General features: G+C 59.7%; 18 protein-coding genes. 3 read left to right on the top strand and 15 right to left on the bottom strand.

Annotation, left to right across the window (positions count from 1 at the left end):
• Positions 1-157 precede the first annotated feature (157 nt).
• Complete coding sequence (locus ACQKP4_RS07145; RefSeq protein ID WP_427631707.1) at positions 158-433, top strand: hypothetical protein; 276 nt, start codon at positions 158-160, stop codon at positions 431-433.
• Positions 434-563: 130 nt separating this feature from the next.
• On the opposite strand, the gene ACQKP4_RS07150 is transcribed toward ACQKP4_RS07145, so the two are convergent.
• The 10 genes from ACQKP4_RS07150 to ACQKP4_RS07195 all read right to left on the bottom strand — a co-directional run bounded on the left by ACQKP4_RS07150 (position 564) and on the right by ACQKP4_RS07195 (position 7,784).
• The gene (locus tag ACQKP4_RS07150; RefSeq protein ID WP_427631709.1) at positions 564-1,190 is read right to left on the bottom strand and encodes a recombinase family protein; all 627 of its coding nucleotides are present in this window, start codon (positions 1,188-1,190) and stop codon (positions 564-566) included.
• A 502-nt stretch (positions 1,191-1,692) separates the two neighbouring features.
• Positions 1,693-1,875 (bottom strand): hypothetical protein, encoded by a 183-nt coding sequence (locus ACQKP4_RS07155; RefSeq protein ID WP_427631711.1) that lies wholly within the window; start codon positions 1,873-1,875, stop codon positions 1,693-1,695.
• 338 nt (positions 1,876-2,213) lie between these two features.
• On the bottom strand, positions 2,214-2,345 hold the full coding sequence (locus tag ACQKP4_RS07160) for a hypothetical protein (RefSeq protein WP_427631713.1): 132 nt from the start codon (positions 2,343-2,345) through the stop codon (positions 2,214-2,216).
• 42 nt (positions 2,346-2,387) lie between these two features.
• On the bottom strand, positions 2,388-2,900 hold the full coding sequence (locus ACQKP4_RS07165; protein ID WP_427631715.1) for a hypothetical protein: 513 nt from the start codon (positions 2,898-2,900) through the stop codon (positions 2,388-2,390).
• A gap of 101 nt (positions 2,901-3,001) precedes the next feature.
• Positions 3,002-3,940, bottom strand: a complete 939-nt coding sequence (locus ACQKP4_RS07170) for a hypothetical protein (protein ID WP_427631717.1) — start codon at positions 3,938-3,940, stop codon at positions 3,002-3,004.
• A gap of 30 nt (positions 3,941-3,970) precedes the next feature.
• A complete protein-coding gene (locus ACQKP4_RS07175) occupies positions 3,971-4,231 on the bottom strand; it encodes a hypothetical protein (RefSeq protein ID WP_427631719.1) in 261 nt (86 codons plus the stop codon).
• Positions 4,232-4,308: 77 nt separating this feature from the next.
• Entirely contained in the window at positions 4,309-4,644 is a 336-nt protein-coding gene (locus ACQKP4_RS07180; protein ID WP_427631721.1) for a hypothetical protein, read from the bottom strand.
• A gap of 295 nt (positions 4,645-4,939) precedes the next feature.
• Positions 4,940-5,182 (bottom strand): hypothetical protein, encoded by a 243-nt coding sequence (locus tag ACQKP4_RS07185; RefSeq protein ID WP_427631722.1) that lies wholly within the window; start codon positions 5,180-5,182, stop codon positions 4,940-4,942.
• A 65-nt stretch (positions 5,183-5,247) separates the two neighbouring features.
• Positions 5,248-6,081 (bottom strand): helix-turn-helix domain-containing protein, encoded by an 834-nt coding sequence (locus ACQKP4_RS07190; protein ID WP_427631724.1) that lies wholly within the window; start codon positions 6,079-6,081, stop codon positions 5,248-5,250.
• Positions 6,082-6,344: 263 nt separating this feature from the next.
• On the bottom strand, positions 6,345-7,784 hold the full coding sequence (locus ACQKP4_RS07195; protein WP_427631726.1) for a DUF6538 domain-containing protein: 1,440 nt from the start codon (positions 7,782-7,784) through the stop codon (positions 6,345-6,347).
• A gap of 282 nt (positions 7,785-8,066) precedes the next feature.
• On the opposite strand from ACQKP4_RS07195, the gene ACQKP4_RS07200 reads away from it, so the two are divergent.
• Both ACQKP4_RS07200 and ACQKP4_RS07205 read left to right on the top strand, forming a co-directional pair.
• Positions 8,067-8,912 carry an AAA family ATPase gene (locus ACQKP4_RS07200; RefSeq protein ID WP_427631728.1) on the top strand — a complete coding sequence of 282 codons (846 nt, stop codon included), beginning with the start codon at positions 8,067-8,069 and terminating at the stop codon, positions 8,910-8,912.
• Between the two features lie 33 nt (positions 8,913-8,945).
• Positions 8,946-10,124 carry a vWA domain-containing protein gene (locus ACQKP4_RS07205; protein WP_427631730.1) on the top strand — a complete coding sequence of 393 codons (1,179 nt, stop codon included), beginning with the start codon at positions 8,946-8,948 and terminating at the stop codon, positions 10,122-10,124.
• Positions 10,125-10,232: 108 nt separating this feature from the next.
• Here the strand turns inward: ACQKP4_RS07205 and ACQKP4_RS07210 are convergent, their stop codons facing one another.
• From ACQKP4_RS07210 to ACQKP4_RS07230, 5 genes are all read right to left on the bottom strand, one after another.
• Positions 10,233-11,159 (bottom strand): biotin-dependent carboxyltransferase family protein, encoded by a 927-nt coding sequence (locus ACQKP4_RS07210; protein ID WP_427631732.1) that lies wholly within the window; start codon positions 11,157-11,159, stop codon positions 10,233-10,235.
• The gene (locus ACQKP4_RS07215) at positions 11,156-11,860 is read right to left on the bottom strand and encodes a 5-oxoprolinase subunit B family protein (RefSeq protein WP_427631734.1); all 705 of its coding nucleotides are present in this window, start codon (positions 11,858-11,860) and stop codon (positions 11,156-11,158) included. The genes ACQKP4_RS07210 and ACQKP4_RS07215 overlap by 4 nt, the downstream gene beginning before the upstream one ends.
• Entirely contained in the window at positions 11,857-12,609 is a 753-nt protein-coding gene (locus tag ACQKP4_RS07220) for a 5-oxoprolinase subunit PxpA (RefSeq protein WP_427631736.1), read from the bottom strand. The genes ACQKP4_RS07215 and ACQKP4_RS07220 overlap by 4 nt, the downstream gene beginning before the upstream one ends.
• Positions 12,610-13,098: 489 nt before the next feature.
• Positions 13,099-13,641 carry a DUF2937 family protein gene (locus tag ACQKP4_RS07225; protein WP_427631738.1) on the bottom strand — a complete coding sequence of 181 codons (543 nt, stop codon included), beginning with the start codon at positions 13,639-13,641 and terminating at the stop codon, positions 13,099-13,101.
• 15 nt (positions 13,642-13,656) lie between these two features.
• Positions 13,657-14,178: class II glutamine amidotransferase (locus ACQKP4_RS07230; RefSeq protein WP_427631740.1), on the bottom strand; the 522-nt coding region annotated here is incomplete at its 5' end.

Genomic DNA, 14,178 nt, shown 5'->3' on the forward strand with positions numbered 1-14,178 from the left:
GAGACTAAACAAGGGGAAAGGCGTTCGGCCCAGTAGATACAGTGGTTTCAGCGGTATTTGCTGCACTTGCCCACGCCGTGCGCACCGGGCGCGTGTCACATCTGGGATAGCAAACGACGTACATTACGATCAACAACCACGCAGCAAGGGACAGGCGATGCCAGCTAAACGATCGTACGAGCAGGAATTTGAAAAGGCTTGCGATTCTGCAAAGAGATGGGCCGAGCAGAGCGGCATATTCCCTTCAACAAATGAGAATGGGGAAGCACGCTACCGTATTCAACAAGGGCTACAAGCGGCCTGTCATGGTCGCGAAGACACGGCAGCGGTATTGATTATTCAACAATCCGTGCTTCGTCGGTTGGAGCAATTGCGCCTGCTCGCCGTAATAGGATTGGTACTTCTGGCGTACATAGCGGTGCGTCTAACGTAGGAACGCAGCATTGCTTACCAGTGATGCACTGGAGTTATTTCAAACCCCAATGAATCCGGGTGGGCGGCAATCCCTGTCCGGCTCTCTTGTTGTTTCAGGCGGTGCACAGAGATGGGCTTAACGGGTGTGCTCACTCCGACACGGCCAGCTCTCGCTTAACGCGCTGCACCGTCTGTGTGCTGCATCCGATCAGCTCAGCCACCTTGCGAATGCTCTTGCCGTCTGCCAGCAACTCACGCACTCGCTGGTGCAAGCTCTCATCTATCTGCCTGCCCTTGTACGCGCCTTCAGCCTTAGCCTTCTCGATACCCTGAGCTTGACGGCGGCGGCGGTCCTCATAGTCCTTACGGGCTACAGCAGCGAGCATATCCAGCAGCATGGTATTGATTGCGCCCAGCATCCGGCCTGTGAAGTCGTCACCCTTACGAGCTGGCTGCATTGCCTGATGTGACGTAGGCAGGTCCAACGCTACAACCAGCACTCCTTTGGCCTGGAGTTCGCCCCGGAGCTTCAGCCAGTCCGACTCATTCAGGCGAGCCAGTCGGTCTACTTGCTCGACCAGCAGCACATCTCCCGGCTCACAGTCAGAGAGCAAACGGAATAACTCAGGGCGCTCTAGTGTGGCCCCGGATTCATTCTCGGTGTACCAGCTCGCCACACGCTGCCCATGCTCAACAGCGAAGGCGCGTAGCTGCTCCTTAGCGCGGGTGGCGTCCTGCTCGATGGTGGATGCTCGGAGGTATGCTCGGATCATCATGGCAATGCACTCGTGTTGATTTGGGTGTAGTGATTATTAGTGTGGTGATTAGAGTTGTCAAGTCACTCATATCACCACGAACCAGTACATCTACACTGCATCCGACGAGTGGTGGCTCAGGTATACCCGTATCACTACAGCCAAGGCAGCGCGGCTATTCGCTAACCACACTGCCTTTAGTACTACTTCCCCTTAGGCTTTGGCGGTGACTTAGGCTTTGGCTTATCAGTCTCTTTGACTGACTGCTTAGGATTTTTCTTAGCATCCTTTTCAGTGATGTAATGACCGCTATCCGCGTCACGGTATCTGGTTGGCACACACACGCTCCTTAATGGCAGGTCGCCACACCGGCGACTCTGTCGAGGCTAGCTCAGGGTCAGACTTACGCAAGCGCAGGGCGAAGGGCCACGGGGGCAATGGCGATGCCTTCAGTGGAGGGACCCGCTCGGGTGGATACAATATTTTTAGGTCGCAGCCCGGAGCCGAAAAAGGGAAGCAGCCGTTAGGCCACTTCCAGTTGTTCCAAGTGCTGTTCGTGCTGCTCCAGTAAATGAATCTGCTGCTCACGCTCGTAGTGCTCCAGCAGGATTTCACGGACAACGCCAGCAGGGACAGTTTCGAGCTGTATATCCCACTTCATGAACCCGCCGAGGTCGGTGCCTTCCCAGCCGACGATTACCGACACGCAGTAATTCCGGGGCCAGATGCAGTGCCGCGCCATGCTCTTATCATGAGGCCAAGTCGGTTCATTCGGGCAGCCAGTCAGCACGCTGGGAATGCCGTTCACCAAGTACCGCAGGCCACTGGGCGAGGTGTCCGATAGTGTGTACTCCTCATGCCAAGGCTTGATCTCCGGCATCTTGTTCCGTGCCGCGACCCTTGTCTGGGCGCGGCTCATACCAACACCACAGGGGTGCGATACTGGGCGCGGTGAAGGGCCAGTAGAACATCCGCAGCCCGGTACTTGCTGCCCTCCAACGTGACAACGTACGTGCCTGAGTTTGTGCAGCTACCAGCCACGTCTCAGGCTTCACGGCTGCGCGCACCGGTGGTGCCGTTCCAGCGATTCCAACGCAGACCAGACGGCGAAGTTAAGTCAGGGGTAAACGCGTCGCGCATGCCGGACAGGACGGACTTTGTAATTCGTGCTTTCATTTAATGCCTCCAATGGGTGCAGCCCGCCCCATTGGGCAGGCATCAAGGTCGATTTGGTTTAGGTGCAGCAAGGGCTTGGGCGATACTGCGGACGCATAACGCCAGTTCTCGGTCTTGCTGGATAAGCGGTTCAATCGCAGCGCGGGACTGTTCAGGATCACCGGACAGCAGCGCATCAACGGCGAGCATCAGCGGTTCAGTGTCGAGAGCCACGGAGCCAGCCCGCAGCACGCAGCCACCCGAGAGGCAGTACCGACCGACGACCACTGCCCCCAAGCGATTCAGGATCGCTTTCTGATCTAGCAGCCGTTGGGTTCTGAGATGCCGCTGCTGCCAGTTCTCCGAGGCGTTCTCATCCTTTGACACGTACACGGTTTGCCCGTCCGGCAGCATCTTGAACACGCTTGCTACGCGGGCACCGTTGCAGGCCCGACAGGCGAGGTTCCGAGTATGCCGCTCGTTCCCATCGCACTCAGGGCAACACCAGCCATCGTCGAGGAAGGTCTTAGCACCGGACATGACAGCGGCGTACCGGGCAGGCTTCATCGCACGCATTCTCTGTAGCCTCGCCTCATAGCCGGAGTACCCCAGTCGCATCTTTATGAGGTCATCGGCGGATGGGTGTTGCCCGCGCCGGAGCGCAGGCTTATGGGTGCTCACACGGCGCCCCGGAGCTTGTCAGCGAACACGGTGCCCAAGTACGGCGCAAGCTTCGCGGACTGCGACCGAGCCAACATCACTTGCTCACGCTCAGAGAGAGCACGGGCTTTGCCAGCAGCGGACGCCTCAAGCGGAATCCATGCTTGATCTACGAACACGCTCAGGACCCAACCGGCATCCGGTGCGACGGTGATGTTGTAGCTGCTCCATCCGGCAGCGTTCTTGCCTGCCTCGAACGTCACATTGCCACGCGTACCGCAGGCATCGGACCACGCGCTAGCCAGCTCACGCCAGTCCAGCCCACGCCCCTTCACAAGCGCGGGGACATCGACACTCGGACCCGCAAGGTTCTGCGCCATACCCGCCCGGTTGCTGTCTACCAGCTCCAGCAGGAAATCAAACTCGGCTTGTGTTAGGTGCTCAGCAGCGTGCACCGCGGCAACTTCACCTTGAACGGCGGTCAGCACCTTGTCAGTCCACTCAGCACCAGCAGTGTCGATGATTGCCCTCTCGCGCCCCAGAAGGTCACGGTAGCGATTGCCGATCAGACTGTTCACACCGTGCGAGGCGAACACACGCAGGGCGTACCGGAGGTCATCAACAGTCTTGATGTGCTCGCCCACTACTTGGCGTAGGGCTTCACTGAGCTTCCCGCCATTGCTGCGCAGCATGCCCGAGACAGACTCACCAGCGGGAACGCCAGTAACACGCAAAGAGCGCGGCGGCAGGTCTGTGATTGAAACGGCTAGCGCGATTGCATCGGCTTGCGCCAGCAGCGAATTCAAGGCCGGAACTTCAGGGACACCGCCGAAGCATTCGGCTTGAATCGGTGCAGGTGCCGGGCTTGCAGAGGCTGCACCGTCGAGTACTAGCGGCGCCATTAGGTCGGCATCGGACAGGCTTGCCAGTTCAGCGGTTGGATTAAAAGCGGTCATAGTCAATCTCCTTAATGGTGGTACCGCTGCTTACTCAGCAGGGGTTTCGCGGTAAGCCTGCGCAAACGACTGCGACAGGTCGGAGGAATCAGCGTCGGTTCCAGAGTTGCCGAGGTAGTACGCGGCCAAGGCGTAATCACTTCGGGTCAGCTCTTTGCCTTCGAGAATTTGAGCAAGCTCATCCTCGTACTTCGCCTTCACGGACGGACGTGCGGAACTGCGCAGGTGGCTGGTGAGGAGTTCAATGCGATTGCGCTCGGTGTAGCTCAGGCTGGATTTTTTAGCGGCCATGGTGATTCTCCTTTCAGGAATGGGGTTTCGGGATGGGTACAGCGGGGTGGCCGGGGCCAGGGTGAATCGATGACGGATCAGTCTTGTGTATTCAGCTCAACGGCAAGCTCAAGCAGCACGCCGACGTACGCAAACAAAGGCCAAGTGGGGTTCATCTGAACGAACGCTCGGAACGAACGGCAGCCGGTTCCGGCGTACAAGTCACGGATGGTCAGGCCGAGTCGCTCAGCGAATCGACCGAGGCGGCCACCGGTGGCGGTGACGTACCACGCAGGGAGATGAATGCCACGAGCACCCGCCAGTTCTCGCCAGTGCGCCTTGTCAGCGAAGTCTAATTTCAGGTTCCTGCGTGCGAAGTCTTGGGCGGCTTGACGGGTGGCCGCTGCTTTTATCGGGTTCGGTTGTACGTGCATGGTGATACCTCCGTGCGTTGGGGACGGACACACGGCTTCCACGGATCTCAGGACGCCAGAAATCGCGCTAGGCTCGAACTGGCCCAGTAGGGTCGGTTCAGCGCTAACGTTGATTCTCGGGTTCTGAGAGCCGTTGAAACGGGGTGTCGGGATGGGGTGTGGTGGTACAGCGAGGGAGCAGGAAGGCTCGGTACGGAATAGGTGCCAGAGCCCGCTAAGGAGTAAGCGTCTCTGGCGGCTACATCCGATGACTAAGCGAATACAGCGGGGAAAGGGTGCCGATTAAACGGCTGGGTTACTCGTCTTCATCGTCGTCGCGGTGGGTGCCTTCGTTGTACCGGCGCAGCCAGTAATCCTCGGGGCTTTCATAGGGACATTCGGCAATCCACTGCTGTACATCGGCGAGGGGCTCGCCCAGCTCAGAGGCGATTGCATCAGATGGCATGCCTTCATGAGCCATGCGACGGGCGCGGTGCTCCGGCATCAGCTCGGAGTCATCAATTATCAAACAGCCGTCGGGTAGGGTGATGTGGGCCATTATCTCTCCTATCTTTTATCTTGGGGATTTGACCGAATTTAGGCGTGACAAGCGTGACAGAGGCGTCACGCTTTCGAGTGCCGATGCAGATGCTGCCGGACGGTTGCGTACTTCTGCCCAAGCCGACGTGCAATCTCACCGGCATTCAATCCGTCCGCTTTCAGACATACCGCTTCTGCCTTCCAGTCTAGTCCAGCTTCTGCGACATCCATCCGAACTTCGTGCTGCGCCAACTGCGCTTTCAGAGCCGCAATCTCAGACTCCATACGAGCCTGCGCCTGCTCGACTGCGCTGAGTCGCTGCCGGTCTTTCGTATGCTCCGCCAAGCTGTACAACGCGGCTACGGTTCCGGCCAGACTGCCGCTCACAGCGCCGCGCTCCTTTCTGCGGGATAACACACCTTGTTCCCGCATAGCTACGCGGGCCGGGTGTTGCTCTTGCTGGTCCCATGCTTTCGTGGTGTGGAGGCTGCGCTTGCTCGCGAGTTTGTTCGCGGTCTTTGCCGGGACGCCAGCATCTCGAAGCATGGCGCTTGCGCTGGGCTTGTTCCCATCGGCCATGCACGCATCGTGTGCGATCTTCATAACGTGGTGAACCTCAGCCATCGTGGCATATCGTGGTGTGAAGCCAGCAGCCTTGAGCACGGCTGAGCGTCTTGCGGCAGCCTCCCGCTCAATCTGGGCGAACTCTGCGCCGACTGATCGGCCCTTGAGGTTCCAGCCATCGAGATTGCCGTGCTTAGTGAAGTACGCCAACCCGGTCTGCAAGTACGGCGAGATTGCGTTCCCGGTGATGTGGGGTAGCTCAGCCTTGATACGGCGAGCAATCCCGAGTTGTGCTTCGAGTTGTGTCATTGGCTGGAACATCGGCTCCAGTTCGTTCATATCTGAATCGGTCAATTCGTCGGTCTCCTTGTGTCGGTCTTCCTCTTTGGGGGGCGATGGCTCTTGGAGAGGGAGGACCGCAGCTCTGTGCAGTCATCCTCACTCTGTACTCGAAGTGTCTTTCTATTGCTTAGTAGTGTTGCTCGCCTTCCCTTCCTAGAAGTAACTTACTAAACGACAAAACGGCTACACCCCATGTAATACGTGGCCTGTAGCTGTCTCGGTATTCAGACGAACTTCAGACCTACGCGGGGCGTTCCCAGGGTGTTTCTTACCTATCAGGTTGGGATGAGCGCCCGCACCTTCTCCAGCAGCTCACGCGGTCGGTCTAGAGGCTGGCTCCCACCGTAAATGCTCGTGGCTTTAGCTCCAGCAGCGGTATGGCCGAGCACGCCTCCTACCTCCTCCGCCGTAGCACCTACAGCCCGCAGAAGGTCGGCGCAGGTGTGACGCTGGGAGTACAGCGACAACCCGTCCGCCTCGCCAAGCAGTCGGTTGTATACCCGCGACACGTTCCGCACACGCTGGCGAATCCGTCTGTCACGCTGCACCGGAGTAGCATCAGCAGCGATTCCTAGACCGGCCAGAACCTCACGAAACAAGTCAGCGTCATCAGCGTGCACGGGTACATCTCTTCGGGCAGCGGCATTCTTCCCGCCAGTCAGTGCAGCTTTAAACACCAGCTCACGGTTGCCGAGAATATCCACGCGATACCCCAACGCCTCCGGCCCTTCTTGAAGCAGCTCACCGGGTCGCAACCCGTACCGAGCCAACAGAACCACCGTCGAGTGATGTACAGGCACTTGCTGCTTCATCTCGGCGTGCAAGTTCAGCATCCGATCCAAGGGAATACTTGAACGCTGGTTCACGTTCATTCCTCCACCGGATCGGACGGCCCTAGCGACTGCGCCAGCCCTCGGCAAAGTAATACTCTGCCAGCCGGGAACGCGCCGCATCACAGTGATTAATGCAGCAGCATCACCGTGCACAGACGTGGCCTTACCGCCCGCCTCCAGCCGCTCAGCACAGTACTGCATCACCCGCTCAAGCTGCTCCGCTTGAGTGCTAGGCCATGCAAGTACACGGCGCGTGAGGCTTTTTAACTTGCTCACGCGGCTAGGCCCTACGCCTTCGTAATAATCAACTAGCACCGACTGGAACACCGCCTCGGTGACGGTATCCGGCACTGGCACGGAAGCAGCGACAGCACCGGCAGGAGCCGTATCAGGAGCAGGTGCATCAAACCGTGGAGGATTGCCCTCTAGAGTGTCGTCGAGCGCTCGCAGGAGCGCCCGTGCCGTTACAGGGTGCAGGTCCAAGCCCGGTAGCACCGTCCCGTTCGCATGAGCTTTTAAGGACGCTCTGCGCCACTCAAGCTCAGCTTGCCAGCCGGACGACTGCATACGCTCAGTGATATTCAGCGTGAAGCCCCGGACCACCGCGTTCAGATTGTTCAGCACCTCGGCGGCGGTCTTCGCTTGGGCTTGCACCGTCTCAGGTTCTGCGTTCTGCGGAGCCGGATCAGCACACTCCGCCACGGCGGTATCACATATCCGGTCAAACTCAACCGACACAGCGTGCGACAGGCGTAGCGCCTCCGACCGATCAGCAGTCCCCAAGGCTTTGCGGTACTCGTTCCGGCCAATCAGGGCGGCTACATCTGCGGGGAAGCGTCGACGGTAGCTGTACCGACCGTCACGGCGGGCTAAATAGGACACTGGTATCTCCGGGGCACGTGTCGCAAGCACTTGCATGCGACGTACGGCACATCTAAACGCTGAATACTGGGGTATGTGGCACAGTGCCGAATCGCTGGAGCCTTTATAGTACAAGGCTCTCAGCCGACCCAGCAGTTCAGCAGTGTACCTGTGAGTCAGAGACTGAATAAGCCGTCTGCGTTCACAGTCGCCCGGCCTGCGCGTTATAGTCGGGCATCACCGTTTATTCGCCCGCCCCGCCCTGTTTCGATCAGGTCGGCGTTACCGTTCGAGGATTAGCAGATGAAGTTCGAAGGCACCCAGGCCTATGTCGCCACCGATGACCTGAAGCTGGCGGTCAACGCCGCCATCACCCTGGAGCGTCCGCTGCTGGTCAAGGGCGAACCCGGCACCGGCAAAACCATGCTCGCCGAGCAACTGGCCGAGTCATTTGGCGCCAAGCTGATCACCTGGCATATCAAGTCCACCACCAAGGCCCACCAGGGTTTGTACGAGTACGACGCGGTCAGCCGTCTGCGCGACTCGCAACTGGGCACGGAAAAAGTCCACGACGTTCGCAACTACCTGAAAAAGGGCAAGCTGTGGGAAGCCTTCGAGTCCGAGGAGCGGGTGATTCTGCTGATCGATGAAATCGACAAGGCCGACATCGAATTCCCGAACGACCTGCTGCAAGAACTCGACAAGATGGAGTTCTACGTTTACGAGATCGACGAGACCATCAAGGCCAAGAAGCGCCCGATCATCATCATTACCTCCAACAACGAAAAAGAGCTGCCGGACGCGTTCCTGCGCCGCTGCTTCTTCCATTACATCGCCTTCCCCGATCGCACCACGCTGCAGAAAATCGTCGACGTGCATTACCCGAACATCAAGAAAGACCTGGTCAGCGAAGCGCTGGACGTGTTCTTCGACGTGCGCAAAGTGCCGGGCCTGAAGAAGAAACCATCGACCTCCGAACTGGTGGACTGGCTGAAGTTGCTGATGGCCGACAACATCGGCGAAGCGGTGCTGCGCGAACGCGATCCGACCAAGGCCATTCCGCCACTGGCCGGTGCGTTGGTGAAGAACGAACAAGACGTGCAATTGCTTGAGCGCCTGGCGTTCATGAGCCGTCGCGGCTCGCGCTGATCCCTCTGTTTAACCAGATAGAGGGCAATCACCATGCTGCTTAACCTGTTCAATGAAATGCGCGCCGCCAAGGTGCCGGTCTCGGTGCGCGAGTTGCTGGACCTGATCAACGCGCTGAAACAGCGCGTGACCTTCGCCGACATGGACGAGTTTTATTACTTGTCCCGGGCGATTCTGGTGAAGGACGAAAAGCATTTCGACAAGTTTGACCGAGCGTTCGGCGCCTACTTCAATGGCCTGGAAAAACTCGACGACCATCTTCAGGCGTTGATCCCGGAAGACTGGTTGCGCAAGGAGTTCGAACGTTCGCTGACCGACGAGGAGCGCGCGGCGATCCAGTCCCTCGGTGGTCTGGACAAGCTGATCGAGGAATTCAAGAAACGCCTCGAAGAACAGAAAGAACGCCATGCCGGCGGCAACAAATGGATCGGCACCGGCGGCACCAGCCCGTTCGGCTCCGGCGGCTTCAACCCGGAAGGCATCCGGGTCGGGGATGCAGGCAAGCGCCAGGGCAAAGCGGTCAAGGTCTGGGACCAGCGCGAGTACAAGAACCTCGACGATTCAGTGGAACTGGGCACGCGCAACATCAAGGTCGCCCTGCGCCGGTTGCGCAAGTTTGCGCGCCAGGGCGCGGCTGAAGAGCTGGACATCGATGGCACCATCGACCACACCGCCAAAGACGCCGGCCTGCTGAACATCCAGATGCGGCCGGAGCGGCGCAACACCGTCAAGCTGTTGCTACTGTTCGACATCGGCGGCTCGATGGACGCGCATGTGAAGATCTGCGAGGAATTGTTCTCGGCCTGCAAGACCGAGTTCAAGCACCTGGAGTATTTCTACTTCCACAACTTCATTTATGAATCGGTGTGGAAGAACAACATGCGCCGCAGCTCCGAGCGCACCTCGACCCAGGATTTGCTGCACAAGTACGGCGCCGACTACAAAGTGATTTTCATTGGCGACGCGGCAATGGCGCCTTATGAAATCACCCAGGCTGGCGGCAGCGTCGAGCACTGGAACGAAGAAGCCGGGTATGTGTGGATGCAGCGGTTCATGGAGAAGTACAAGAAGGTCATCTGGATCAACCCGTACCCGAAAGATACGTGGGGCTACACCTCATCGACCAATATCGTGCGCGACTTGATTGATGATCAGATGTACCCGCTGACGCTGCGGGGGCTGGAGGAAGGGATGCGGTTTCTTTCCAAGTAATCTTTGTTGCCTGATCGGGCGCTATCGCGAGCAAGCTCGCTCCCACAGTGGTCTTGTGCACGATACTGTGGGGGCGAGCTTACTCCGGGCGGCGTTCCGACGAAGCCTTTAGCGGTCTGAAAACCGGCGTAAATACTCGACCTGCTGGCGATGCGCAACATCCTGCACCACCGGCCGCAACCGCACGTTCGCCCCCGGCAGACACTGCGCCAGCCGCGCCAGCGCCAACGGCGTCAATGCGCCCAATCGCGGATAACCGCCAATGGTCTGCCGATCATTGAGCAACACAATCGGTTGCCCGTCCGGCGGCACCTGCACCGCACCGAGCGGGATGCCCTCGGAAATCATCGGTTTACCCTGATAAACCAACGCCTTGCCCAACAGGCGAATCCCCATGCGATCCGCACGACTGTCGAGGGTCCAGACGCTGTTGAACGCATCGAACACACTTTGCCCACTGAACTCGCCAATCTGCGCGCCGAGCACCAGGTCCAAGGGTGAATCGACGTTGAAGTCCGGTCGATCGTCCTCTGGCACCTCGCGCAACAGTATCAGGCCATTCCCGCCATAACTCAGCGGCGAGCCTTTGGCCAACGCGCGCCCCATGCCATCCAGCCCGCCCAGTGCTTCCCGCACCACTGTCGCGCTGCTGCCCAACACGGTCGGTGCGGTAAAGCCGCCCGGTGCCGCCAGATAAGCCCGTGCGCCAAGCAGCGGCTGAGTGAACTGCAATCGCTGGCCTTTGTTCAGTCGAAAACTGCGCCACGGCGCCAACGCCTCACCATTCACCTGCGCGCCCAGGTCCGCGCCGGCCAGCGCCAGCACGCAATCTTCCTCGGCGACCACGCCGAAACCGCCGAGGGTGATTTCGACGACCGGCACGTCCAGCGGATTTCCCAGCAGCCAGTTGGCCCACGACATCGAACGCCAATCCAGGGCACCGCCCTGGGTCACGCCCAAATGCCGCACGCCGAACCGACCCGCGTCCTGCAACAGGCACAGCGGCGTGCTCGTTTCGATCAGGAGCCGGCTCATGCCTGCGCCTCCAGCGGCGTGTCGTCACCACCCAGATTGACGAACTCTGCATGGCTGACCGCTTCAAAGCGCACGGTATCGCCCGGCTGCATCAGGCTGTAGCCATCGCGTTCGCGGTCGAACAATTTTGCCGGGGTGCGGCCTATCAGGTTCCAGCCACCCGGAGACACGACCGGGTAAGCGGCGGTCTGGCGCTCGGCGATGCCGACACTGCCGGCCGCGACTTTCTTGCGCGGCGTATTCAGGCGCGGCGCGGCGAGCACTTCTTCGACCAATCCCATGAAGGCAAAGCCTGGTGCGAAACCCAGCGCGAACACCTGATACTCGCGCTCGCTGTGGCGACGGCTCACCTCTTCTACGGTCAGCCCGCTACGGTGTGACAACAGGCTCAGTTCCGGGCCGACGCTCAGGTCATACCAAACCGGCAGCACATGGCATTGGCCGCCGGTTCGGGTGTTGGGCGACAGGTCGACCAAGGCCTCAGCGATCAATTCCCGGGCCTGGGTCGGGCTAAGTGCGGTCAACTCGTAATGCACCATCAGCGTCGTGTACGACGGCACCAGGTCGATGAGATGCCCGGCGAACGCGGCACGCAGGTTTGCGCTGGCAGCGAGCATCCACGGCATATTGGCTTCGGCGATGTCATCGAACAGCCGCACCATCAGGCAATCCAGCGCCACCACTTCCACCCGCGGTTTCATGGCGCGCTCTGTTGATCGAGGGCTTCACGAATTCGCTTCACCGCCGCTACCGAACTGGCGTTATCGCCGTGCACGCACAAGGTGTTGGCTTGCAGATGCAACGCGCTGCCGTCGCTGGCGGTCAGGTTGCCGCCACGGGCGATGGTCAATGCTTGCTCGATAATTTTCTCGGGATCGTGATGCACCGCGCCCGGCAGTTGCCGGGACACCAGCCGGCCGGCGCTGTCGTAGGCGCGATCCGCAAACGCTTCGAACCACAAGGTCACGCCGTATTCATCGCCCAATTGCTGCGCGGCGCTGTTGTCGCGCGTGGCCATCAGCATCAGCGGCAAGGTGCGGTCATACGTTGCCACGGCCTGAAGCACTGCACGCAATTGGGCCGGGTTGGCCATCATGTCGTTGTACATCGCGCCGTGGGGTTTGACATAGCTGACCCGCCCGCCCTGCGCCCGGCAAATGCCGTCGAGGGCGCCGACCTGGTAATGCACGATGTCCTGAAGTTCCTGGGCGGTGTAGGTCATCGAACGGCGGCCAAAACCTACCAGGTCCTGATACGCCGGGTGCGCGCCGATCAGCACACCATTGCTCAGGGCCAGGCTGACGGTTTTGCGCATGATGCTCGGGTCACCGGCGTGGAAGCCGCAGGCGATGTTGGCGCAATCGATAAAAGGCATGACCTCAGCGTCCAGACCCATGGTCCAACTGCCGAAACTCTCGCCGATGTCGCAATTCAGTAGCAGGCGGCTCACGGTGAACACTCCTGTGGCTTTTGTGATTTTTTACGATGGGCAGATGTCCGCAGATTACTCGGCTTCGAGTGGCTTGCCACGGGTTTCCGGCAGGCTGAGCGTTGCCACTAGCGGCTACCGAATTGGCAGGTGGTGGTGGCGTGGCGGATTGGGATTGAGTGGGGCGAGGGGATTTTGGCGTTGTCAGCAGGTGCGGGCGGGGGATGCGCGCGAGGGGGTTGAGGGGGTTGTCGGAACGCGGCATCGCCTCGTTGGGTTGCTAAGCGGTTCTGAAACAAGACACCGCAATCTTTAAGAAAGGATGCGGTGCCTGGTTTACGACTGCTTCGCAGCCGAACGGGGGCAAGCCCCCTCGCCACAAAAGCGCTCGCCATAAAGGCTCCCTCCTCACAAAGGGCCACTCGCCACAAAGGCTCCCTCCTTACAAAGGGCCACTCACTACAAAGGCTCCCTCACCACAAAGGCGCCCTTGCCACAGGGAGCGATCAGTCAGAGGCCACGGACATCACGGTCTTCGATCGGCCGGCTCTGGCGCAAGCGCTTGCCGCCCAGCACCACCCAGTCGATCAGGCGGAACAGGCATTCAATCCCGAACGACAGCAGCAGCGCGCCGCTCATGCCCCAGATCATGGCTTCCGGTGTCAGCAGGATCTGGTAGCTGTAGCCGTTCCACGTTTCCTTGCGGATATCCGGATCCGCCGCCAACGCCACTTGCAGTACGCGGATGTACCACGGGCCTTGCATCGCCTGGAACTGTTTGTCGAGGGCCAGTTGGCGAGTCAGCAACGAGTTCAGGCTTTCGGCATCGCTGCGGAAAATCGGGTCGTCACTGGCGCGGTAATGGGCGACCAGCGCCTGCATGTCGCCCTTGAAGAATTGATTGGCCGTGCCCTGAAAACCACTCAGGCTGGTCTGCGCCTCAATCAGATGCGCTTCGACCCGTTTTGCGTAATCGCTGATAAAACCCGGCACCTGGACACCGATCAACAGGCCCGCCGCAAACAACACCAGCCGTAGATAACTGAGCAACATGTGGGGAGTGATCCTTTATTCGGTCTTGCCCTGGCTGACGCATTCGCCGCGTCGCCAAAGGCTCCATTGGCCCGGTTCGTAACGGGTCCAGGTTTCATTTTCGGTCAAGGGTTCGGTGGCGATCACCGTGACCACGTCGTTGGGGGTGGTTTCGGCCTGGAAGTCGACGATCACATCGACATCCTTCAAACGCGCCGGGCCGAAGGGTGCCCGACGGGTGATTTGTGCCAGTTTGGTCGAGCAATAGCAGAACAGCCAATCGCCGTCGCTGAGCAGGCAGTTGAACACACCTTTGCTGCGGTATTCAGCGCAGGCGGCGACCAGGTCCGGCAGCAGTTCTTCGACGTCGACGGGCTCCGGGAACGCGGCACGGACCCGGTTGAGCAAATCGCAGAACGCCGCTTCGCTGTCGGTATCGCCGACCGGGCGGTAGAAGCTCTTGATCGGTGCAAAATCCGCGAGCTGCCCGTTGTGGGCGAAACACCAGTTGCGCCCCCACAGTTCGCGGACAAACGGATGGGTGTTGGACAGGCAGAC

It is taken from the genome of Pseudomonas sp. NPDC086278, assembly GCF_050280905.1.
Lineage (GTDB): Bacteria > Pseudomonadota > Gammaproteobacteria > Pseudomonadales > Pseudomonadaceae > Aquipseudomonas.